The sequence below is a fragment of the Microbulbifer mixtoriginis (SeqCode) genome (genome assembly GCF_052467515.1).
This window is the reverse complement of record NZ_CP174314.1, coordinates 780,720-803,115: the sequence shown is the minus strand read 5'-3', so window position 1 is coordinate 803,115 and position 22,396 is coordinate 780,720. Positions and strand designations below refer to the sequence as shown.

At 49.4% G+C, this 22,396-nt stretch carries 19 protein-coding genes and 1 pseudogene; 10 read left to right on the top strand and 10 right to left on the bottom strand.

Annotated elements, in window-relative coordinates:
* Nucleotides 1-28: 28 nt before the first annotated feature.
* The 4 genes from ACJJIT_RS03350 to mpl form a co-directional block, all read right to left on the bottom strand.
* Complete coding sequence (locus ACJJIT_RS03350; protein WP_444899977.1) at nucleotides 29-2,605, bottom strand: efflux RND transporter permease subunit; 2,577 nt, start codon at nucleotides 2,603-2,605, stop codon at nucleotides 29-31.
* 118 nt (nucleotides 2,606-2,723) lie between these two features.
* Nucleotides 2,724-2,999, bottom strand: a complete 276-nt coding sequence (locus ACJJIT_RS03345) for a SelT/SelW/SelH family protein (RefSeq protein ID WP_286036977.1) — start codon at nucleotides 2,997-2,999, stop codon at nucleotides 2,724-2,726.
* A 21-nt stretch (nucleotides 3,000-3,020) separates the two neighbouring features.
* Nucleotides 3,021-3,647, bottom strand: a complete 627-nt coding sequence (locus ACJJIT_RS03340) for a flavin prenyltransferase UbiX (protein ID WP_435583650.1) — start codon at nucleotides 3,645-3,647, stop codon at nucleotides 3,021-3,023.
* Nucleotides 3,648-3,676: 29 nt separating this feature from the next.
* Nucleotides 3,677-5,065: a UDP-N-acetylmuramate:L-alanyl-gamma-D-glutamyl-meso-diaminopimelate ligase gene (gene mpl / locus ACJJIT_RS03335; RefSeq protein WP_444899976.1), complete on the bottom strand. Its 1,389-nt coding sequence runs from the start codon at nucleotides 5,063-5,065 to the stop codon at nucleotides 3,677-3,679.
* A gap of 280 nt (nucleotides 5,066-5,345) precedes the next feature.
* Between mpl and ACJJIT_RS03330 the strand changes: the two genes are divergently transcribed.
* Nucleotides 5,346-6,608 carry a 6-phosphofructokinase gene (locus tag ACJJIT_RS03330; protein ID WP_444889544.1) on the top strand — a complete coding sequence of 421 codons (1,263 nt, stop codon included), beginning with the start codon at nucleotides 5,346-5,348 and terminating at the stop codon, nucleotides 6,606-6,608.
* Between the two features lie 709 nt (nucleotides 6,609-7,317).
* Nucleotides 7,318-9,129, top strand: a complete 1,812-nt coding sequence (locus ACJJIT_RS03325) for a hypothetical protein (RefSeq protein WP_444899975.1) — start codon at nucleotides 7,318-7,320, stop codon at nucleotides 9,127-9,129.
* A gap of 115 nt (nucleotides 9,130-9,244) precedes the next feature.
* On the opposite strand, the gene ACJJIT_RS03320 is transcribed toward ACJJIT_RS03325, so the two are convergent.
* From ACJJIT_RS03320 to ACJJIT_RS03310, 3 genes are all read right to left on the bottom strand, one after another.
* The gene (locus ACJJIT_RS03320) at nucleotides 9,245-9,610 is read right to left on the bottom strand and encodes a VOC family protein (RefSeq protein WP_444899974.1); all 366 of its coding nucleotides are present in this window, start codon (nucleotides 9,608-9,610) and stop codon (nucleotides 9,245-9,247) included.
* Nucleotides 9,611-9,645: 35 nt separating this feature from the next.
* Entirely contained in the window at nucleotides 9,646-10,020 is a 375-nt protein-coding gene (locus ACJJIT_RS03315; protein ID WP_444899973.1) for a hypothetical protein, read from the bottom strand.
* Nucleotides 10,021-10,285: 265 nt separating this feature from the next.
* A complete protein-coding gene (locus ACJJIT_RS03310) occupies nucleotides 10,286-13,132 on the bottom strand; it encodes an ExeM/NucH family extracellular endonuclease (RefSeq protein WP_444899972.1) in 2,847 nt (948 codons plus the stop codon).
* Nucleotides 13,133-13,327: 195 nt separating this feature from the next.
* Between ACJJIT_RS03310 and ACJJIT_RS03305 the strand changes: the two genes are divergently transcribed.
* Genes ACJJIT_RS03305 through ACJJIT_RS03295 form a run of 3 tightly spaced genes read left to right on the top strand, consistent with a single transcriptional unit; the run spans nucleotide 13,328 to nucleotide 15,346 of the window.
* Nucleotides 13,328-13,867, top strand: a complete 540-nt coding sequence (locus tag ACJJIT_RS03305) for a MarR family winged helix-turn-helix transcriptional regulator (RefSeq protein ID WP_444899971.1) — start codon at nucleotides 13,328-13,330, stop codon at nucleotides 13,865-13,867.
* Nucleotides 13,864-14,820, top strand: coding sequence for a S41 family peptidase (locus ACJJIT_RS03300; RefSeq protein ID WP_444899970.1), 957 nt, complete (start codon nucleotides 13,864-13,866; stop codon nucleotides 14,818-14,820). Before ACJJIT_RS03305 ends, ACJJIT_RS03300 begins: the two co-directional genes overlap by 4 nt.
* A 55-nt stretch (nucleotides 14,821-14,875) precedes the next feature.
* On the top strand, nucleotides 14,876-15,346 hold the full coding sequence (locus ACJJIT_RS03295; protein ID WP_444899969.1) for a GNAT family N-acetyltransferase: 471 nt from the start codon (nucleotides 14,876-14,878) through the stop codon (nucleotides 15,344-15,346).
* On the opposite strand, the gene ACJJIT_RS03290 is transcribed toward ACJJIT_RS03295, so the two are convergent.
* Nucleotides 15,339-15,938, bottom strand: a complete 600-nt coding sequence (locus ACJJIT_RS03290) for a pyridoxamine 5'-phosphate oxidase family protein (protein WP_444899968.1) — start codon at nucleotides 15,936-15,938, stop codon at nucleotides 15,339-15,341. The genes ACJJIT_RS03295 and ACJJIT_RS03290 overlap by 8 nt on opposite strands.
* A 103-nt stretch (nucleotides 15,939-16,041) precedes the next feature.
* Between ACJJIT_RS03290 and pdxR the strand changes: the two genes are divergently transcribed.
* Nucleotides 16,042-17,514, top strand: coding sequence for a MocR-like pyridoxine biosynthesis transcription factor PdxR (gene pdxR, locus ACJJIT_RS03285; RefSeq protein ID WP_444899967.1), 1,473 nt, complete (start codon nucleotides 16,042-16,044; stop codon nucleotides 17,512-17,514).
* Between the two features lie 241 nt (nucleotides 17,515-17,755).
* Nucleotides 17,756-19,168 (top strand): hypothetical protein, encoded by a 1,413-nt coding sequence (locus ACJJIT_RS03280; protein ID WP_444899966.1) that lies wholly within the window; start codon nucleotides 17,756-17,758, stop codon nucleotides 19,166-19,168.
* Nucleotides 19,169-19,821: 653 nt separating this feature from the next.
* Here the strand turns inward: ACJJIT_RS03280 and ACJJIT_RS03275 are convergent.
* Together ACJJIT_RS03275 and ACJJIT_RS03270 are read right to left on the bottom strand one after the other, a co-directional pair.
* Entirely contained in the window at nucleotides 19,822-20,484 is a 663-nt protein-coding gene (locus ACJJIT_RS03275) for an alpha/beta hydrolase (RefSeq protein WP_444899965.1), read from the bottom strand.
* Nucleotides 20,485-20,495: 11 nt separating this feature from the next.
* Complete coding sequence (locus tag ACJJIT_RS03270) at nucleotides 20,496-20,873, bottom strand: YybH family protein (protein ID WP_444899964.1); 378 nt, start codon at nucleotides 20,871-20,873, stop codon at nucleotides 20,496-20,498.
* Between the two features lie 114 nt (nucleotides 20,874-20,987).
* Between ACJJIT_RS03270 and ACJJIT_RS03265 the strand changes: the two genes are divergently transcribed.
* The 3 genes and pseudogenes from ACJJIT_RS03265 to ACJJIT_RS03255 form a co-directional block, all read left to right on the top strand.
* Nucleotides 20,988-21,170, top strand: coding sequence for a helix-turn-helix domain-containing protein (locus ACJJIT_RS03265; RefSeq protein ID WP_444899963.1), 183 nt, complete (start codon nucleotides 20,988-20,990; stop codon nucleotides 21,168-21,170).
* A 79-nt stretch (nucleotides 21,171-21,249) separates the two neighbouring features.
* The gene (locus ACJJIT_RS03260) at nucleotides 21,250-21,495 is read left to right on the top strand and encodes a hypothetical protein (RefSeq protein WP_444899962.1); all 246 of its coding nucleotides are present in this window, start codon (nucleotides 21,250-21,252) and stop codon (nucleotides 21,493-21,495) included.
* Nucleotides 21,496-21,840: 345 nt separating this feature from the next.
* Nucleotides 21,841-22,271: pseudogene (locus ACJJIT_RS03255) on the top strand (IS30 family transposase); the annotation flags it as partial.
* Nucleotides 22,272-22,396: the final 125 nt, after the last annotated feature.

Genomic DNA, 22,396 nt, shown 5'->3' with positions numbered 1-22,396 from the left:
TTTATTGCTAGCTCTAAAAAATATTCCCTCAGGCCTTGGCTGCACCCTCTGGAATTTCCACCTCACTTCTATCTACAGAACCGGCACCCAGAGGCTTGAATATCACCAATAACAATGGCAACAAAGTCAGTGAGCCCAGCAGTGCTGCGGACATCGCCGAGGCGGTCAAGAGGCCAAAGTAAATAGAAGGCACAAACTTGGACAGCGCCAGGATCGAGAAGCCGGCAATAATGGTGATTGCCGTGTAGAACATGGCGCGACCGATAGTTGCATGGCTGCGATGCATGGTGGCCAGGTAATTGCCGTCTTTGGCAAACTCGGCGCGGAAGCGGTACAGATAGTGAATCGCGTGATCCACCCCAATACCCACGGTAATCGCCGCAATGGTGATGGTCATCATATCCAATGGAATGCCGGCGAGCCCCATACCACCGAGTACCACACAGGCCGCCAGCATATTCGGTACTAGCGCGATAATGGCAATCGACAGAGAACGGAACAACACCAGGAACATTAACAGGATGCCCACAAATACCGCCCCCAGGGTCAGGATTTGGGACTTAAACAAGCTCTGCAGCATATTGTTGTAGAGCACCAGCAGTCCTGTCTGGTGGATGTTTTCCGGTGCTATACCCATTTCATTATGCGCGTAATCGTAAATGCGCTCGATCAATTCGCCACGGCGCAGATTCGGATCAGTCTCCATCACCCGCAGGGTAATGCGGGCCTGATTGTTCTCAACCGAGAGATAGGGATCTACCAATACGCCGCGAATTTCCGGCGGCAGGCTGGTATTGGCCACCGCCAACTCAAAGTCATTGAGCTGGCCACCTTTCAGGTCACGAGCCACTTTGTACAGAGTGGCGAGGGACTGCACCTTGCCGATCTCTGGCTGTTCTTCCAGGTAATCGTGCAACTGTTCCAAGGTATTGAGACCAGCTACGGTAAACCAATAACTCTGTTCCTGAGACTCCTCTTCTCCGCCAAAAGGGTCATCTGAGGAAAAAGGATCTTCCTCTACCGCAAACGGATCTTCCTCCTCTTCCATGGCAAAAGGATCCTCTTCACCTTCGAAGGCAGGCTCCTCTTCCACAGGCTTGTCGAGGATAATATCCAGGGTCACAGTGCCACCCAGGCGGCGGTCAATCACGAGCATACCCTGGTAAATTTCGGTGGAATCATCGAAGTAATCGATAAAGCGGTTTTCCACTTTAAGCTGCAGCATTCCCGCCACACTGATCACCGCAGCGGCCAGGGACACCCCTAACACCACAAACTTATGGCGCTCGGCAAAGCTAGAGAAACGCAGGGTAAATGCATGGGAATTATCCGCACTCACTTTGCCCTGGCGCTTGGGCAGGATCATCAGAAAACTGGGGATAATCAGGAAGGACAACATCAGGGCTAGAGTTACCCCCATCGTCATCATCCAACCAAAGTCGATAACCGGGCGAATACCACTCACCACCAGCGATACAAACGCAACGATAGTGGTCAGGGCCGTGTACAGACAGGGCTTGGCCATAAACCGCACTGTCTGCAGCACCAGTGTTTCACGGCTCCAGTCGGGGTTTTGCGCAATATATTCGCGGTAACGCACCGCCAGGTGGATGGTGATCGCCAGGGTAATAATTAGCAGCAGCGCGACAAAGTTTGCGGAAATCACAGTCATGCGCCAGTCGAGCCAGCTGAGCAGACCCAGGATCATCACTGCGGTGGTGACACAGGTGAGCAGCGGTAACAGCACCCAACGGGGCTGACGGAAGATCAGCAACAGGGTGAGAATAATGAAGAGGAGGATGCCCACACCAAACACTACCAGATCACTTTTGATAAAAGTGATCATGTCCGAAGTGATCATGGTCACACCGCCGAGGAACAACTCTGCCTCGCCTTTGTAACCGGCGAGAATCCCCCGCACCTCATCAACTCGCGCCCGCGCTTCCAACTCCTGAGCAGTGCGGTGCTCCAAATAGACGGCACTCACCTCTTCCAAGCGCGCAGCCTCCTCCGGGCTCAGGCCCTCACTATTGCGCTTGCGGCGCAGGGCATCGCGCTCGCGTACCAATTCTATACCGTGGCTATCCAGCGTCAGATTGGCGAGCAGTGCGGTGGTCTGGCCATCCGGGCTCAGAATCAATTCGCGGTAAATAGGGCTGGAGAGAAACTCCTGTCGGGCCAGGTCTCGATCAGTATCTGGCTGGGACAGGGTGCGAATCTCATCGGTGATATCGGTTAAAGACAGCTTGGGGCTGTACAGCAAAGGGACATCGAGGATGGTCTGTACACTGGAAACGCCATCTACTCCGGCCAACTCATCGCGTAACTTGGCCAGAGCTTGTAGAGATTTATCGCTAAACAGGTCGCCATCCTCGTAGCGATAGGTGACCACCAGGAAGTCCCCGCTAGCGTAGCGCTCGGCGATCTCACGAAAATAATCCAGGGACTCATCGGCCTCCAGGGTGAGGGAGTCCGCCGAGGCATCGATCTTGAAGCGGGGCAAGCCCATCGCTGCCAGCAGGGTGAGCAGGCCGATAACTACCAACACAGCCAGTGGCCGTTTGGTTACCAGGTATTCATACGAGTTCTTGAAAGCTGACAGCATAGGTTTTTGCTTCTATCCAATAAATCAGTGGGCCGCAGTACGGCGCATATTTTGATCGCCCCGGCAGTGCTGGTGCAAATACAAAATTTGCGTTTACACGGCGCTATTGGAAATATTTTCAGGGAGTATCGATATGTCCCAGATCGCGCTCGGGAAACAATAGGTCCCGCACGCGCCGCTTGAGTTCCTTTGCTCCGGGGAAACCGCCATCGCGCTTGCGCTCCCAGATCAAATTTTCACCAATGCGGATTTCGAATACTCCTCCAGTTCCGGGTTGTAATGCAACCTGTTGTAAGTCATCCGCAAAAGTGTGAAGCAACTCCTGGGCCATCCAGGTAGCCCGCAACATCCAATTGCACTGCACACAGTAGTGGATGGTTATGCTCGCTTTCACTATTTTTTATCTCCCTGTGACCTACTCACCCCAAGCCGGCAACAACTTTTGTTCCACGCCCAATTGGTCGAGCAGTCTCGCCACCACAAAATCGACTATGTCTTCGACCGTACGCGGCTTCTGATAAAAACCTGGGCTGGCCGGCAGAATCATCGCGCCCATGCGGGTGAGTTTGAGCATATTTTCCAGGTGAATCTCCGAGTAAGGCGCCTCGCGCGGAACCAAAATCAATTGGCGGCGCTCCTTCAACGCCACATCCGCAGCGCGCTCAATCAGATTGTTGGAAGCTCCACAGGCAACGGCCGACAAAGTGCCACCGCTGGCCGGGCAGATCACCATGCTGGCCGACGCTCCAGTGCCGGATGCCACCGGCGAAAACCAGTCGCGCTTGCCAAACAATTTCAACTGGCCCTCTTGGGCGCCGAAGCGATCGGCGAGAAAAGCCTGCAGTGTGTCATCGTCGCCCTCCGGCAGTTGCAGGTCGGTCTCTGTATTGATCACTACCTGGGCAGCCTCAGACATCAACAGCCAGACGCGCACGCCAGAAGCGAGCAGGCACTGCAACAAACGCAGGCCGTATTGGGCCCCGGAAGCCCCAGTCATGGCCAGGGTAACGGTTTTATTAAATGTGGCTTGCTGCAAGATCACCTCCCCGATCACTAAAGTGCTGACTCTATTCAGGTCGAATAGTTATATTTTTGCTCCAGGGCTCCAATCAAACGCTGATGGATACCACCGAAGCCGCCGTTACTCATCACCACGATATGACTGCCCTCGCCGGCGAGCTGTAGTGCCGATTCCACACCATTCTCGATAGTGTCAAAAATCTTGGCCGGCACCGGAGAGTGGTGAGTAACTTCATTCAGAGACCAATTCATCCCTTGGGGCTGATACCACAACACCATATCCGCACCGCTACAGGCACTGGCTAACTGGCCCTGATGCACGCCCATACGCATGGTGTTGGAACGGGGTTCAATCAAGGCGATGATCTTGTCCTTACCCACCTTGGCCCTGAGGCCACTGAGTGTGGATTCAATCGCAGTCGGGTGGTGGGCAAAATCATCGTAAACGCGGATACCAGCCACTTCGCCCAGGCATTCCATACGGCGCTTTACGCCCTGAAAACGTCCGAGTGCGGTAGCGCTTAGCTCAGGTACCACACCCACATGACGGGCTGCAGCCATAGCGGCGAGACCATTGCGCACATTGTGCATGCCGGTGAGATCCCACTCCACACGCGCCACTTCGGCACCCTCGAACAGCACACTGAAGCTGCTGCCATCCGCGGCGATACCCACCGCTCGCCAGTCGCCCGCACTGATCCCCGGCTGATCCTCAGTGGCGAAGCGCTGCACTTCACTCCAGCAACCCTGCTGCAATACCTGCTCTACATTATCTTCTGCAGCGCTGACAATCAGGCCGTTGCCAGGCACCGTGCGAACTAGATGATGAAACTGCCGCTGGATCGCCGCCAAATCGTCGAAGATATCGGCGTGATCGAACTCCAGGTTGTTGATAATCACTGTGCGTGGGCGGTAATGCACAAATTTAGAGCGCTTATCGAAGAAGGCGGTGTCGTATTCATCTGCCTCCACCACAAAGAAAGGGGACTCCCCTAAACGCGCCGACACTCCAAAGTTGCCTGGCACACCGCCGATCAGGAAGCCCGGCTGCATATCCGCCGCTTCCAGAATCCAGGCCAACATGCTGGCAGTTGTGGTCTTGCCGTGAGTGCCCGCTACTGCCAGTACCCAGCGCCCACCGAGGAAATGGTCACAGAGCCACTGGGCACCGGAGGTATAGGCCAGCCCCTGTTCAAGTACCGCTTCTACGGCGGGATTACCGCGGGACATGGCATTGCCGATAATGACCAGGTCTGGGGCCGGCTCCAACTGAGCCGGGTCATAGCCCTCGGTGATCTGAATACCCGCCTGCTGTAGTTGAGTGCTCATGGGGGGGTAAACATTGGCATCGCTACCGGTGACCCGGTGTCCTTCGGCCACCGCTAATTGGGCTAGGCTGCCCATAAAGGTGCCGCAAATACCGAGAATATGGATATGCATGGCGAAAATCTGTACTCCTGGGGGTTGCGGCGCAAGCTTACCACGGCAAAACAGGCCAGTAATTGCCAAATGCCCCGTTTGCCATGCAATTTACTCGCTATTCCATTAGACTCCGCCCCCGCACAGATCGGCCTCACCCCCGGTAGGGTGGTAGGAATTTTCCAGCTACGGCCGACACCCGATACGAGCTCCCGGAGTTCCCCACTGGCGCCGCCGAAGAGCGTCCGGCGGACAACCGGATCGGGTCACTTCCCAAGATCTCTATGAAAACAGGATAACCATGTCGAAGAAGAACGCCTTTTACGCGCAGTCCGGTGGTGTGACTGCCGTAATCAATGCCTCCGCCTGCGGCGTAATAGAAGCTGCCCGTGAAAACCAGGACAAAATTGGTAAAGTCTATGCGGGGCTGAACGGCATCCTCGGCGCACTGCGTGAGGAACTGATCGACGTGAGCCAGGAAAGTGTGGAAGACATCGCCGCACTGCGTCACACTCCCTCCGGCGCCTTTGGCTCCTGCCGCTACAAGCTGAAGAGCCTGGAAGAGAATCGCGCAGAGTACGAGCGCCTGATCGAAGTATTCAAGGCTCACGACATCGGCTACTTCTTCTATAACGGCGGCGGCGACTCCGCTGACACCTGCCTGAAAGTCTCGCAACTGTCTGAGACCATGGGTTACCCAATTCAGGCCATCCATATTCCCAAAACGGTCGACAACGATCTGCCGCTAACCGACAACTGCCCCGGCTTCGGCTCCGTAGCCAAATACGTTGCGGTTTCCACCAAGGAAGCGGCCATGGACGTAGCCTCCATGTGCGCTACTTCCACCAAGGTCTTTATCCTCGAAGTGATGGGTCGTCACGCAGGTTGGATTGCCGCCGCCGGCGCCCTGGCCCAGGAAGAGGAAGGGGATGCACCGCACATCATCCTGTTCCCGGAAGTGGCCTTCGATAAAGAGAAGTTCTTGGCCAAGGTGCAGAAGACCGTGGACGAGAAAGGCTACTGCGTAATCGTCGCCTCCGAGGGCGCCCAGTACGAAGACGGCACCTTCCTCGCCGATGCCGGTACTACCGATGCCTTTGGTCACAAGCAGCTGGGCGGTGTGGCACCGACCCTCGCCAATATGATCAAAAGCGAACTGGGCCTGAAATACCACTGGGCACTGGCCGACTACCTGCAACGCGCCGCCCGCCATATCGCCTCCGCCACCGATGTGGAGCAGGCCTACGCAGTCGGTCGCGCCGCCGTGGAAATGGCGGCAGCCGGCAAGAATGCGATTATGCCGGCAATTATTCGTGCGGAAGGTGAAGAGTACAGCTGGTCTATCGCAGAAGCACCGCTGTCTGAAGTGGCCAACGTCGAAAAATTTATGCCGAAAGAATATATTAGCGAAGACGGCTTCGGCATTACCGAGGCGGGACGCGAGTACCTGTTACCGTTAATTCAGGGCGAGGACTACCCCCCCTACAAAAACGGCGTACCCCAGTATGCAAAATTAAAAAAGCAGCTGGTGGAAAAGAAACTGGATACAGAGTTTAAGGTGTAATCTTAAAACTCTTTCATCCAGATTTAAAAAAGCCCCCAAATAAAACCGGGGGCTTTTTTATTGAATATTGTTTAAGCGCTTGTTATTGCTACTCTACACCCAATCAAAATAAAAAATCATTACTATACAATTTAGCCAAATGAAACGCCTGTTCCTGATATAACTCTTACTATCTTCAACTCTGACTGCCTGGAGCTGAAATACCACCAGATCCCCCCTTTTATTCTCATTTTAAAATCCAAAATATCTTATTGACAACTCCAACCTGCCACTAAAGCCAGAAAAAACCATCATCCTAAACCCTCCAAAAATACCACTGAAAATATCTAACAAGATACTCTTTTCTTTGTGGTAACTTTATATTTACTCTCATCTCAATCAGGCCCTAGCATGTAGACACAACCCACTCAAAAAAATCAGCCACAACCGCAGAAATCGCCCCTCCAGCTCATCCACCAAACAAAAATAAAATCAAAAATCCTGAAAATTACAAAAATACACCTTTCCTTTTGGTACAGAATTCTTAAAAAAACATCCAAATAGCAAGTGGCACCAAAGTGCAAAATTTTCAACTCTCGAAAACATAATCTATAGAAGCCTGCCAATTAAAAAAATTTTTGTCAAAAAATAAAAATTATAGAAAGTAATATTTGAATTCCTATAGATTCAAACTGCATAATCAGGCGCCAAAGATAACCGGTTAAAAGTTATGAAGAGAAAAATTATAAAGATCTCCCTAATTGCCTTACTCCTATCCGGTTGTAGCGGTGGCGGATCTGGTAGCAGTAGCACCGGCGATACTGCTGAAAAAAATCCACCGGTAGCAAGTACCCCTTCAACAGGAAACGGTACTCCACCGGCAACAGACGATCCCTCAAATGGAGGTGACTCCTCTATTGCACCAGAGCAAGTAAAGCTAATTGCTTTAAGTTTTGAGGCAATAAAGAAGTTCCGCTTCGCGTGGATTGATGCTGAAAATGCCAGCCACTATCATTTACTGGAAAACCCCGATGGGGTCTCCGGTTTTAGACGGGTTGCTGAATATATTCCCCAAGGTAATGAATCCCTAACACTCAAGCTAGAAACAGCACTCTATTCCCGAACTAATGCGCAATATATTCTACAGGCCTGCAACGGTGAGGGATCTCAAGAAAGATGTAGTGATTCAACGATACTTTCTGTTGACGATTTTTTACTGACCGGAAGCATTGGCTATTTCAAAGCGAGTAATACAGATGCCCACGATGATTTCGGCAAAGCAATCAGCCTTAGTGCTGATGGCCAGACCCTAGCAATAGGGGCACCTAGAGAGGATAGTAACACCACAGGTGTTAATGGAGATGGAAGCAATAATGATGCAGATGAATCCGGTGCGGTGTATATATTTACTCGCAGTGAAAGCGGCTGGCAACAGCAGGCCTACCTTAAAGCCAACAACAATAGAAAGTGGGAGTATTTTGGTTCAGAACTCAGTCTGAATGCCGATGGCCAGGCTCTCGCAGTGGGTACTGATAGTGGTGTTTATATCTTCACCCGCAATGAAGATGACTGGCTGCAACAAGCCTACCTTACGGCCAGTGATACAGATACCTCTGAAAATTTCGGTGATTCACTCAGCTTTAGTAGCGATGGCCAAACTTTAGCTGTAGGGGCTTCAAGAGAGGATAGCGGAGCAGTCTATATCTTCACCCGAGATAAAGGCACCTGGCAACAGCAGGCCTACATAAAGGCTAGCAATAGCGATGAAAATGACCTTTTTGGTTATACTGTCGGCCTCAGTGCCGATGGCCAGATACTCGGAGTGGGCGCACCAAATGAAAATAGCAGTGCTACCGGTATTAACAACGATCAAAGTAACAATCGTACATATAATTCTGGTGCGGTGTATATCTTTGCCCGCAGTGACACCGACTGGCAACAACAGGCTTACATAAAAGCTAGTAACACTGATGAAGGTGATTATTTTGGTTCTTCACTCAGTTTAAGCGCAGACGGCAAGGTCCTGGCGATAGGAGCTACAGCTGAGAGTAGCAATGCTTCCGGTATTAATGGCGATGCAAATAACAACCAGGCAACGGGTGCTGGCGCAGCTTATATTTTTATTCGCAACAACGATACTTGGCAGCAACAGGCTTATATTAAGGCAAGTAATACAAATTCTTATGACCGATTTGGTGGATCTCTCAGTCTTAGCGCCGATGGCCAGTCCCTAGCGGTAGGAGCCATTCGGGAGGGTAGCAGTGCCATTGGCATTAATGGCGATGAAGGCGATAATAGTGCAGATTGGTCTGGTGCCGTGTATATCTTCGCCCGAAGTGAGGACAACTGGCAACAGAAGGCCTACCTAAAAGCCAGTAATACCGAAAAGGGAGACTATTTTGGTTTTGGTAATATCAGCCTCAGCGCAGATGGCCAGACCTTAGCGGTAGGGGCCTTTCAAGAAGATAGTGGCGCCACGGGCATCGGCGGCAATCAGCAAGATAATTCAGCATACTCTAGCGGAGCAGTATATATCTATTAGCGCTTAATTAGCCGATGAGAAACAAACTGAATTATCAGCTTGAGGGCTCAGCGAAAATTTCTTAGCAAAAATTAATAAGCCCCCACGGGGGCTTTTTTATTGGTGCAACCTAAAATTACTGTTTCTCTCCGATATCTGACCAAACCGCAAATTCATTGCCGCTGGGCTCGGCAAAATGAAAGCGCCTTCCTCCGGGGAAAGAAAAAATAGGTTTGACCACCTTAGCACCGCACCGCTCGACTTTTTGTAACGTATCTTCCAGGTCAGAACTATAGAGTACTACCAACGCGGCACCATTCGCTGTTGAGCTGTGTATATCCGCCTGGAAAAAGCCACCGTCCAAGCCTGCGCCGGAGAAAGCGGAGTACTCGGGGCCATAATCTGTAAATTCCCAGCCTAAAGCCTCTATGAAAAAAGCCTTGGTCTTTGCCAGACTCTTAGATGGGAACTCTACATAATTAATTTTTTCATGATTATCCATACCAAACTCTCCCGATATTTTAATTAAATTCTCCCCTAACCAACGACGGGTTTTTCCGGCGTCTCCACCACCCGAAAACTGCCATTGGCCAGCGCGAGGGGTTGATCGTTATGCATAATAACGGCGCGATCCATCATCAGGTCAAAATCCAACATGGCGTAAAGAACAACTCCACGTCGCCCTTGGTAGATATTCGGCCGATAAACCAGTGCTGCCATGCGTACTCCCATAGGCGCATACGAGTAACTGGCTTCACATACCAGCTTGCCACCGGCAGTGATATAGCAGTTGGATTCTGACTCATAACTGACAACATAGGTGGAGAGATCAGGGAAATCTCCCACCTCGGAATAATGGGTGCCAGTCCACTCCAGGCTTAAACCTACGAGATTTTTGAATGCACACGACATAAAGGGGCGCCCCTGTAACCCAACAAGACTGAACCTAGTATGGTCCTTCTTTCTCCCAAAGGGGGTCATCAGCTTAAAAACAAATGGGGGCAATTAATTTTTTAAGGAGAGCGAAATAAAAAAGACCGCACCACCAGGGTGCGGCCATTCGCTTCTAGGGAAAAGCTATCAACTCAAAGAATCCTGGTGAAGCGACGACAGGGAATTCAAAACCCCAGCGCCAGGGCAACCAGAATATTTATTATTAATCAAAAATTGACATATATCATCGTGGCCAGGAAATTTTTACTACTTGGGAGGCGCTATCTTCAGCGTCCTCACCATCACTCACTGTGAGGGTAATTTCGTAATTACCCGTTTGTGCGTAGCGATGTAACGTCCAACGACCGTTGCGCTGCACTCCATCCCCAAAATCCCAGTGGTATTGCAGTTTATTATCACCACTGTATTGGCTGCGATCTTCTACCCATACCCAACGGAAAAAGCGATGCAGTTTAAAGTTAGCCTGCAATGAAATCGCATCATCCATCACTTCAACAATCTGTTCTTGTGTGGATACCGCACCGCGATCGTCTTTTACCTGCAAACGTACCAAGTAATTACCCGGCACATCGAAAGTGTGGCTGGGATTTTGCTCGCTACTGGTTACACCGTCGCCGAAATCCCAGGACCAGCTCAACAGCTCACCATCTGCATCAGTGCTGTTATCGATAAAATTAATCAACAACCCTTCAGACTCCCAGCTGAATTCTGCCGTGGGCGCTAGGTTATCTGCACCCAGGTCCAGCTCAACAATTAAGGGATCGTGATCGGATGCACGGAAGGGGCCTGTAGAATAGAGGTTTTCCTGCTGCTCTAGGCTCTTGTGTTCAAGGTTGTAATCCAACACTCGCGGTTCATCGGCATTAATATGCCAGTCCACGGCGGCAGTAACCAACGGAGCCAGTGAAGGGCTGGCCAGCGCATGATCCAGGTAGCCAGACTGGCCGTCATAGACATAGGAATAAGCCTGTCCCGCTCCGTACCATTCCAGCAGGTCGGTATAACCCGCCCCTTCAAGAGCCGTAATTGGATTTTCCATGGCGTAGCTGTTGAGGTCGCCCAGCACTAAAACACGGTCAATTCCAGTTCCGGTGGGGTCATTCTCAACCCAACTCACCAGGGCATCGGCAGCCTGAGTACGCAGAGCATTCCAGCAGCCCTGACCATCCCCCTGATCGCTGTTCAGGCTTCCATCTTTTGGACAACTTCCCTTGGATTTAAAGTGGTTCACCACCACGGCGAGACGCTCACCAGAGGAGAGTTCGGCAAATGCCTGCAACAGCGGCTGGCGATTACCGTCATCAAAAGGATAATCCTGCAGAGTAACGGCTCTGCCAATCGGCATAACACGGTCGCTGCGGTAAATCATGCCCACGGCGATTTCATCACTGCCCAGCTGCGTGAGGTCCGGCTGCACAAACCGGTAGCTCTGTCCTGATGCTGCTGCGTTGAGCCCATTGACCAGATCCTGGATGGCACTATCGACACCGTAGCCGTCGTTTTCCAGTTCCATCAATCCGACAATATCGGCTTCCATACGCAAGATTGCAGAAATAATTTTCTCTCTTTGGCGCTCAAACTCTTCCAAAGTATCGGCACCGCGCGAAGTGGGAAAGCCACCTCCGTTGCCGTCACCATTGAAGTAATTCAGCACGTTAAAGCTGGCAACACGCAGGCTGCCATCACCCGGTAAGATGGGCGCTTCATCGCGTAGATTGACCGGGGTAAATTGGGGGACTTCCACAGGGTGAACACGGTAGGCACCGAAGCCGTACCCCATCACTCCGGTAAGCCCCTCCAGAGTATCGCCACTGCGCAAGGTGTTAGAAGCGCTGAGACCCGAGGCCGGATAAGGCATTGTCTCGGGATTTTGCACTGTGGAACCATCGTCCAGAATAATCTGGTTGAGTGCGTTGGCTTCCACTTGAGCCGCCGCTGCGGCGCCCGGCATATTATTGTGGGTGGGGATATACAGGCGGCCATTGGACAGGATCACTTCGCCATAGCGGCCCAGGTTGTAATGTCCGTTAACGGTGAGGCTCTGCGGGAATTCAACCAGCATCCCTTCGAGCTGCTCCTGCTCTGCCACAGAGCCAAACGGCATCTGTACATTAGCCGCCGTTACCTGATAACCGCTTCCGCAAACGCTGACACCATCAACCTGATTCAACTCAGTGAAATCAAAAAATTCATCGACGATACCCCCTACGCGCACCAGGTCGCCAACTTGCACACTCACACCGAAGGCATTGTCGTGTACAAATAGCCCTTCGGAAGTCGCATCCACACCATCTTGATCTCTGTCCTCTTCTTGTAGGAAAAAACCAGCCAGGCCGGTATTGGGATCTTGGAAATTGCCGACAACCACCGCCTCAATTTCGTGGCGCTCGCCTTCAAGCGCACTCGCGGTGCCGCTGCCCTGAATCTGGCTGATTAAGGTTGACGCATCGCCACAGGCCCCCAGCTCGATACCGCCATTACCGTCACCATCTCCATTGCCACCATCGGCGCCGTGCCAGCCCAGGTGATCAAAATTATTCAACCCCTCACTGGACCACTCCAGAGCGGGATCGAAGGTGCTGTTGCCATCGGTGCGGCCTGTCTGCACATCCAGATTGCGTACCAGAGTTTGGTTTTGTGTGCCGAGGCTGCTATTGCCCCACTGGCTGCCGGGGTCAGTACCAATTTGGCCGATCACATCAACAAAACCATTGGGACCTACAAGTGCTACTACATCGTCACCATTAAACAGGCCACTGGTGTAAATCTGGTCGGCCTGATCCAGCAACACCGTATCGGCACTGCCATGGGCCAGAACAAATACCGCACCGCCCTGCAGGGTGCCACTCAAAGCAATGTTCGCGGAGGCGCTATCGGAGCCGTTGAAAAAGAGCTGGATTGAGTAATTACTCAAATCAATCGCAGTTTCGCTGCCGTTAAAAATTTCCAGCGCCTTATTGTTACCACTGCCCTCAATGTACTCCGAGATAATGAGGTCGCTGGCTTGGACCTCTGCAGCCATCAGTGGAAGACCCAGGGCTGCCAGAGCAGCCAAGCCAAATTGTTTCATCGTCGTTATTCCCAGTTGCCTGATACGGATTAAGCGGCGCAAAGAGTGGCGGGGAATTCCTAAATTTCGATGAAACAAATGTTAAATTTCGGTTTCAATGTGTGGTGATTGGAAAGGCTTGGCATTAGCGGGCAACCTAAAACCGTGTATCCGCGATCAAGCGAAGGGTTAACGGGTTCACAGGAGGTTGAGGAAATGCCACAGCGTAGGGAGATACTCTACAATCATTTATATAAGCACTTATATAAATTCAACACTATGAAATACAGCCAGCTGGGTACTCGCCTCAGGCATTTAATCGAATTACTAGACGGCGATGTCGCAGATAGTTACCGCACCTGCAGTATTAAAAACTACAAGCCGCGTTATACACCGGTGATGCGAGCCCTTACCCACAAGAGCCCGGTCACCATCAATGAAATAGCGGCCAGTGCCGCAATCTCCCAGCCGGCGGTCAGCCAGACGGTCAGAGATATGGTCCAGCAGGGATTATTAGAAATCCTCACCGGGGAGGATGCACGCCAGCGCAAGGTCCGCCTCAGCCGTAAAGGCCAGCGCTTACTACCAAAGCTTGAAGTCCACTGGCAAGCCACCGTTGAAGCGGAACGTTCATTAAATCGGCAACTGTCTACACCTCTAACAGCACTCGTCGAAGAGGCGATTGCCGCTCTGCAGGAACACCCCTATCTCGATCGCATTCAGCAGTGCATTGCCAAGGAGAATAAAAAGCCATGAAACTGATTGCCGCCTTCAGCCTGGCCCTATGCCACACCATCTCTTCAGCGACTTACGCAAGCGATGAGGATTGCCAGTTTAATCCCACCGTAGTTATCCAATCCGCTGCCAGCGCTATTGCAGAAACTTATGTACTCGCAGACAAAGCCCAGAGCGTTTCCCTGGCGTTATCTGAGATGGCCAGTAGCCCTGAAGCTTTGCGCCTTTGTCGGGACTCCCAAAGTTTTGCCAAGCTAATTACCGAGAAAATCCGAACACTGTCCGGAGACAAGCACTTCTATTTGGAGCCTGTAAGCCCTAATGAAGATTCCAACAACTGGATAGCACAGTGGCGGGCCGAGGCGCCCAAGAACAACTATGGTGTAAAGAAACTAGAGTTATTGCCCGGTAATATTGCCTACTTCAAACTCTCTTCATTCCACACTTTTGAAAATGCCCGGCAAAGCCTGGCCGCGGCATTTACCCTGTTGCAACACAGTGACGGTCTGATATTGGACCTGCGCAATAATGGCGGAGGTGATAGTGATACAGCCACTGCCATCCTCGAATCCTTTGTGGACCCCACTAACCCCCTACCATATGTCATTGAAACCAGAGAGAAGCAACATTTCCCTGAACGCATCAAAGAACTTCCTTGGCCAGCCTATGGCACCCAGAGACCCATGGTAGTACTGATCAATGGGCGCTCCTTCTCCGCATCAGAAAGCATCGCCTTCTCGCTGCAACAACTGGGTAGAGCCACTATTATCGGTAGTGCCAGCGCCGGCGGAGCCCATATGATGGATGCGCCTCAGACCCTGCCATTTAGCTTTGAAATTGGAATTCCCTCTAGTCGCCCGGTTTCGACTTTATCTAAGGAACTGGTTAACTGGGAGGGTCAGGGGGTGAGGCCGAATATTAAAACTAGCGAGCAAGAAATTTTGCAGGTGGCGTTAGAGGTTCTTAAAAAATAAACTGCGTTTTAAAGCACACCCAAACATTAAAGCAATGGAATTGTAGAAATCAACAATGCGTACCTCTTTACAACCTATAACCCAGAATAACTATGAGGCGATCTGCAATCTGGATGTCGCCAAAGCGCAGCAAGAATACGTCGCCTGTAATATGTGGTCACTAGTGGAGGCACAGTTCAATTCTGGATATGAAACCCGTGCGATTTATACGGGTGAAAAGCCCGTTGGTTTTCTTATGTGGGTGAAAGAGAGCCGTGAAAAAATTTCCATTTGGAGATTTATGGTTGACCAGAATCAGCAGGGAAAGGGGATAGGTAGGGCAGCGCTTCAGCTAGCCCTGCAAGAAATCCGGCAAACACCCAATATCGAGCAAATAGAAATCTGCTACAACCCCAAAAATCCGGTGGCTAAAGACTTTTATTCCAGTTTTGGTTTTACTGAAGTGGGCATGGATAAGGACAACGAAGATATGCTTGCCATTATCAATCTCACCAATAAAATTCCTGAAGAGGCTGATGCTATCTAAACGGGCAGGCGGGCTTAGTGCCACTCCAGACCGGTAAATCGAGATCTTCTTTATTGTCTGATGGCGCCCCTGTGCGACTCTTAAAAGAACCTTCCTCTATGGTCAGGCGCATTAGGGCCGTACCCTTGCGCTCCTGAGGGTTTGGAGCGCGCACCTGGCTCCAGCGGCCGGGCTCGATATCTTCGATAATAGATTTGAAAACCGCATCAAACTCCTTTGGGTCCTGCACCCGCGCACCGCGGCAAAACAAAACTGCCGAGCGATAGTTGGCACTGTGATGAAAGGCGGATTTAGCCAGGACCCATTCGTCATAGTGGGCAAAGGAAATACACACCTGCTGCCCCGAATCCAGTAACTTCTGCAAGCGGCTTTTATTGAGCACATGAAAATACAAAAAGTCCCCATGGCGCCATACCGTCATGGGAATAACAATCACTTCACCATCCTGGGTAAAACCAATATGTCCCAGCTTCAGTTCATCGACCAAACGATAAATATCCTCGCGGCGATAACTGGCCCTCTTGGCAGCACGGCGCACCCGGCTTTTCTCAGTTACCGGCAGTTCACTCTTTGCGGAATCTGAAACTACCATTCTTAAAAACTCCCACAACGATTTATCAACAACAGATATCGCCAATATAGGGAGTTGCTGGTACTCTGATTAGATCCAGTTTTAATCAGTTAATGGTGCCAGTTTGAGCAGCCCCGATTTTGCCGACTTAACCCTGGACCCCAGGCAACCGTTACAAAGCCAGCTATACCGCAACCTGGTGGAGTGGATTTGCAGCGGCCGTCTCGCAGCAGGGAGCAAGCTCCCCTCCTCTCGTAGACTGTCCTCCACCCTGAATGTCAGCCGGAATACGGTCACACTGGTATTAGAGCAGCTTAAAGCAGAGGGCTTTGTTACCAGCCATGTCGGACAGGGCGTTTTTGTATCTAGCGCCCTGCCCGCTTACGTACAGAAACCACAACACCAGGCATGGCATTCCCAGGACTCCGATGGTACCGCTCCCTTACCAGGGCTCTCAGCCCTTGGCCAAAAGCTGCAGACTGCCACGGCATTTAAAACCGACAGCGGCGTATCTCTACCTTTTTCACCGGGTATACCGGATCTCAATGCCTTTCCTTTAGCTATTTGGTCCAGACTCTACAGGCGCCACAAAGATAGGTTTCCACTGCTTGGCTATGGGCACAGCCAGGGCCATCCACCCTTACGCCAGGCACTGGCAGAATACCTGCGCAGCTGCCGCGGAGTCCTCTGTGATGAAGACCAGATCATCATAACCAATGGCGCCCAGGAAGCCTTGAGCCTGTGCGCACAAGTGCTACTTGGCCCCGGAGATACCGCCATCATGGAAAACCCTGGCTACCGCCGCGCCCGCTGGGTGTTTCAAGCCTGCGGCGCCAAGTTGGCATTGGCCGAATTGCAAAGCGGCTATTTAGACGTGGATGCACTGATTAAAAGCCAACTGCACGGCAAAGTCCTCTACACCACGCCAACCCATCAGTACCCCATGGGCGGAGTCATGCCTGCCAGTGAACGGCTAAAGCTGTTGGACTGGGCCAGCAAGACGCAATGCTGGATTTTAGAAGATGACTACGACAGCGAATTTTCCTTTAAGCACAAACCTGTCGCCGCTCTCCAGGGAATGGCAGAGCATACCCCGGTTATCTATATGGGTAGCTTCAGTAAAAGCCTGCAGCCCGGCCTGCGTTTAGGTTACATGATCGCTCCCAAACCCTTTGTACAGGCATTTGCTCGGGCAAAGGAAATACTCTCCGGCCACTCCCCCCTACTTGCCCAGGCGGTTGTTGCCGACTTTATTGACGAGGGGCACTTCGTACGACACCTGCGCAAAATGCGCATCAACTATCGGGAAAAATGGCTGCATTTTTGCGACTTGGCACGAGATAAACTGGAACCCCAGGCGCAACTCATCGCAAGTAGTGCCGGAATGCACTTGGTACTCGCCACGCCCGGCAGGAATGACCTAGAACTGTCAAAGCAATTAGCCGAACACCGCTTCGGTAGCACGCCACTTTCTTTTTTCTACCCCGATAAATCATTGAACCATGGCCTGGTATTAGGGTTTGCCAATACCAGTAAACAACAACGAGAGGACTGTATAGATCTTCTGCAGAATTTTTTAACACACTCATTCAGCTAGCAAACTTTCAATATCATTATTATTGGCAACAGCATTTCTATGCCATGGTCAGTAGAAAATATTGTTAGTGTATTTCTTATATACACTCACCCTGCATATGCCTGCCAGCCCTAGCCTGAAGTTATCCACGCTTTCCTATTGCCGATAAAGACAACAACTTGGATGGATACACGCTGAAATAGCGAACTTTTTTTGGCACAAGGATTGATCTATGGGGGTCGAATTCAACTAGGCTGGGTTTATGCACAATTCCAGTCAAACTTTAGATACTAGCCAAACAAAAGCGGCAACCAGGCCAACTGCATGGCTAGCTATGATAAGCCTTTTTTTAGGCGCCGCTTGTATCCAACTAGTCATTATACGCTACCTGAATGGCGAGATGGCTCCGCAGGCCTTTGCAGCCGTATTAGAGCAGCTTATTAGAACAGAAGAAGTCCCCGCAGCTCTTAAATCTTTAGCCATATTTTTCACCCCGCACATCACCAGCCTGACTTACTCACTGCATTTTGTCATTCTACTTGCCGGGGTACTCTTGATGTTACGGGTATTAATGACCCTAGGCGCCCTACTCATGTTTGTGAGCTTCATAGTATTATGGGGCTTTACTTACATGGGCGAAAATAGCTGGTTCTTTGAGTTTTTATCACCGGCTTTATATGCATTAGTCTTAGCGGTAAGCAGCTGTAGCTTCATCCCAAACATTCAGAAACCATCCGATCAAGCCTCATCTCATCCAACGCCCTATCACCAGCGTCTATTGGGCAGTATTCTGGCACCCGATATAAGCTTTTTGTCCTGGTGCCTCTGGGTGATTGTGGCATCTAGCGTATTGTTTGCGATATTTTTGATGTCGCGTAACGGCGGCAATCACATACTTCTAGCCAGCCTTTTATCCAGTATCACCATTGCAGCCCTAGCAATACTTTCAAAATTTTTAGACCGATATCGCATAGTCTTACAGACAGAACAATCCAATCAGCTGGTAGGGCGTTGGATTAACCTGTTCACCATCACCATAGGTGTTATGTTGATTTTCCAGGTTTATGAGGACAGCTTACTGAACTGGTTTACCGTAGAGGGCTATCGGGGGCTGGTGAACTCCTATGTAGAATACGGAAACACCCCACTATGGTTTCGCAACGCATTAGCTTGGGTTGCAGAGCATGCCAATATTTTTATGCCCATTCAAAGGGTTTTCGAAGTCTCTGCCGCAATTTGCATGGTCATATTAGTTTTTCGGTTCCCTATTGTTCTATTAACTACCGGACTATTCGCCATTCTCTCCTTTACCGAATTTGGAGTAACCAATGTTTGGCCCCCAGCCCCTGGCAAGCCCCCGGCCTGGGTGTTTGAGCTACTACTCACAACGTTAGTGAGCTTAACCTGTGGCCTTTATTATCTTTTTGATGCCTTAAAATACAAATCCTGGCGTTACTGGCTGCTTGGTTCCAAGGTGTTTGAATCCATATCTAAGCTGGATAAACATCTATTGTTTATCTTGTTTTTTATCCTGGAGATAATTGTATTTTCAGTGAGCCCTATCAGTAAAGAAAATGATATATTAGCATTGCACTTGGCAGCACTCACACTGATTCCTTTATTTTATATATTGATACTTATAGATATTTATAGAAAAGACAGCACAAAACACTAATCATCAATCAGACTTAATCTTGGCTAAAATGATAAGCGTCCATTCGCGGCTCTCTACTCTTTTATCCACATAATTTATTCACACAAAAATTTAGCACAGGAATCAGAAAAACCTAAACCAAAGGCTTGGATAAAAATTCAATATCAAAAACAGATTACTAGAGAATTAAAAGCTTATTAAAGCTGAACACAGCATTTCCATATTAAAAAAACAGACATACTCTGAGACATACAACTTGGTTGTCAATAGAGGCTTATCTTTACTACTTGAAACCAAGTTAGAAAAATTAAGCCATTTATTTAAAAGATACCCCACCAAGGTTTTCTCTACAATTTATTTCAAAACTTTAAATACTGTTTAGACAGGAGGACATGGACATTACTTGTCATGCCCTAGTTTTAGAACTAAACCAAAATATGATTCAAGAGATAACTTAGCACCTCATCATCTTCGACAACTAATCTTTCAAGCACATCAAGATGATCACGATTATTTGCAATGATAAAATGACAGGGATTTCCGGACTTTAATAGCTTTTCTTGATACTCCTTTGTCTGACGAAAAAACTCAGGGGTATCAAATTCAGGTACTATCAAATGTAGTGGACAGAGCTTTCTACCTTCTCTTAGCGGCATTAACTGTGGGCTTACCTTCTACGCCGACTCCATTGACATATTAATCGTGTCATTGACAAAGCTATTCACCAGTGGACGGATATCGAAAAGCCCAGCCAGAGAAAATGCGCCTTTGAACTTATCCTGCGTAGATTTTGAAATATCAAACTGGCTCCAATCTGTCTGATGTAACATCCCTACTAACTGACCACCTGCCGAGTGCCCCACCAGGTAAACTGCAGACGTACCTCTCAGCTCTGCCTCTTTAAGTACCTTAGCCATTGCATACTGTGTCTGTTTTACTATGGACTCCATAGGCACGCCATTATTCCAATCCTGGGCCATACGATAACCAGGCATATAAACAGCAATCCCTTTTCTATTAAAAGGCTCAGCCAGAAAGGAAAACTGCTCTTTTGAGAACCATTGCCACCAACCTCCATGGATATAAATGACTATGGGTGCATCTTCAGCAACATTCTCAGGCCTAAAAATATCCATTGAACCTGAAAATTCCCCTTCCCCAAAACTAACTGTTTGCAGTCCACCTTTGATCACCTGTCGGTAATTGGAGCTGTGACTCTCTGTGAATTCTACATGAGCTGGTAACATTTTTTCTGGCGGCAAACGATGATTCCACAGAGTTGGATTGTACTGTTCGTCAGTTTTTTCCCGGGTAAAACTATTCCAATATTCGTTCATGTTATATCCTTTCACTTCGCATTTTTGTCCAAGGCTTCAAAATGGTCCTCACGCAGGCGCATTGTGCCGTCCTCCTGGAGAACCCAGAGCTCCCGTGTAATTACCCCTTGCGCGTTATTCATTCTCCAGTTGCTGGAAAGTACGGTTGAAGAGTCATCTACTGCCTCGATTTTTGTATCCAGATAAGTCACATCTGAGAACCCCTGAGCCACAAGGTTTTCCCAGAAAGCCTGTATCTGCTCCCGCCCCTGGAATAGCCCAAATGGCTTGGCCATCATTTGCGCATCTTTTTCGTACATAGAAGCGCAGCCTTCTGCATTTCCTTGGTTGAAAAATGACTTCCAACGCTCGCTGGCCATTACAGTTTTTTCAATTAATGCCTTATTCAAATCAGATTCCTCTTCACGATAATTAAGTATTAACTTTCTGCAAGCATAGTGCCCCAGACACCGCCTTTTGATAAAGAGCCATAAAGTTAAATTAGTGTTTAGAAGAATTAAACAATGAAACCCTATCTAGAAGATATGCAAGTATTTCTAGCTGTTGTTAAAGTGTGTAGTTTTATGGCAGTGGCTAATAGCCTGGCCCGTACTAAATCGGCAATAAGTCAGACGGTAACCCAACTGGAAAGAGGTCTGGGAATGGGGCTACTATACCGAAGTACCCGAGCGCTCTCGTTAACGTAAGCAGGCACGCAGTTCTACATTACTTGCCATAAAATCAGAGATATTTATAGCACTGTCCTGGCAGACTTAAAAAGCACCAGTGAAAAACTCTCGGGACACTGACAATTACTGCGCCTCACGCACTTTTCGAGCCGGTTATTGTTCCAGCCAGCTCACGGAGCAGCATACACAGCTTAGTGTTCGATTACTCGCTAACGATACCCCTATCGACCTGATTGAATTACAGGTAGATATTGCAATTCGCCTAGGCAACCTGAATATGCAATCAACCAAAGTGTCCAATCTAGGTGTGCTCCGTGAAAGCCTTAATCCAAATAGAGAGTAAATAGATAGGCAAGGTAATTTATTAGAGAATCTCTATTATTTACGCCAATGGAGTCATATCGCCAGTGGCTAGCAAGGAATTCCGGTTAAATATAAGTTTCTTAATACAGACACAATACGAGTCACACCAAAGTTCGCGGTAACTCTTTGCGCAGTTTCTTTCAAATAACAGAAATGGGCTTGAAGATTGAGAGGCAAGCGGATATTACGGCAGCTAAGCTCGTCAAAGAGGGGGTTCGGGAAACAGTAACAACAGTAGCCTTGACACCAATACACTATATGTATCTTTTCCCCAAAAAGACCTCCTGCGAATGTTCAGTACTTCGTTAAAAGCATTAAGTAGGCTGCAAGCCATTTAAAGGAACATACGGGTGTAACGCTACATCATGAGATGATCTACCAGCTAATTTACTTATGGTGAGGACTTATACAAGTATCTTAGGAGTGCATCAAAGCCCCATCGTAAGTGCTACGGTAAGTATGATCGACACGGAAAAATAAAAACAATTACCATTTGACAATGGTCTTGAATTCGCTGGCCATATAACGATTGCAGAAGGCTTGGAAGCTGATATTTATTTTGCTCACCCATATTCATCTTGGGAGAGGGAAATTAATGAAAACATTAACGGCCTCATTCGGCAGTATTTCCCAAAGAATACCTACTTCAATAAAGTAACAGAGGAGCAGATTCAATTTGTAATAGATCACCTAAACAGTAGACCAAGAGCGAGTTGGGGTGGAGGGTCTCCGAATGAGCAATTTATGGGGCTGTAAGATAATCTTCTTGCAGCATGGAAGTATTGCAGCTATTACTTGAAACCAAGAAGCAAGTAGTATTTAGCAACAACCTTTCAAACACCCTAATAATAACATGGTCGGACAAGTATCAAGCTGATTCA

Bases quoted from the DNA above. Each gene is read 5' to 3' on its own strand.
- ACJJIT_RS03350 (WP_444899977.1), bottom strand. From the start codon at position 2,605: ATGCTGTCAGCTTTCAAGAACTCGTATGAATACCTGGTAACCAAACGG.
- mpl (WP_444899976.1), bottom strand. From the start codon at position 5,065: ATGCATATCCATATTCTCGGTATTTGCGGCACCTTTATGGGCAGCCTA.
- ACJJIT_RS03330 (WP_444889544.1), top strand. From the start codon at position 5,346: ATGTCGAAGAAGAACGCCTTTTACGCGCAGTCCGGTGGTGTGACTGCC.
- ACJJIT_RS03325 (WP_444899975.1), top strand. From the start codon at position 7,318: ATGAAGAGAAAAATTATAAAGATCTCCCTAATTGCCTTACTCCTATCC.
- ACJJIT_RS03320 (WP_444899974.1), bottom strand. From the start codon at position 9,610: ATGGATAATCATGAAAAAATTAATTATGTAGAGTTCCCATCTAAGAGT.
- ACJJIT_RS03315 (WP_444899973.1), bottom strand. From the start codon at position 10,020: ATGTCGTGTGCATTCAAAAATCTCGTAGGTTTAAGCCTGGAGTGGACT.
- ACJJIT_RS03310 (WP_444899972.1), bottom strand. From the start codon at position 13,132: ATGAAACAATTTGGCTTGGCTGCTCTGGCAGCCCTGGGTCTTCCACTG.
- ACJJIT_RS03305 (WP_444899971.1), top strand. From the start codon at position 13,328: ATGCCACAGCGTAGGGAGATACTCTACAATCATTTATATAAGCACTTA.
- ACJJIT_RS03300 (WP_444899970.1), top strand. From the start codon at position 13,864: ATGAAACTGATTGCCGCCTTCAGCCTGGCCCTATGCCACACCATCTCT.
- ACJJIT_RS03295 (WP_444899969.1), top strand. From the start codon at position 14,876: ATGCGTACCTCTTTACAACCTATAACCCAGAATAACTATGAGGCGATC.
- ACJJIT_RS03290 (WP_444899968.1), bottom strand. From the start codon at position 15,938: ATGGTAGTTTCAGATTCCGCAAAGAGTGAACTGCCGGTAACTGAGAAA.
- ACJJIT_RS03280 (WP_444899966.1), top strand. From the start codon at position 17,756: ATGCACAATTCCAGTCAAACTTTAGATACTAGCCAAACAAAAGCGGCA.
- ACJJIT_RS03275 (WP_444899965.1), bottom strand. From the start codon at position 20,484: ATGAACGAATATTGGAATAGTTTTACCCGGGAAAAAACTGACGAACAG.
- ACJJIT_RS03265 (WP_444899963.1), top strand. From the start codon at position 20,988: ATGAAACCCTATCTAGAAGATATGCAAGTATTTCTAGCTGTTGTTAAA.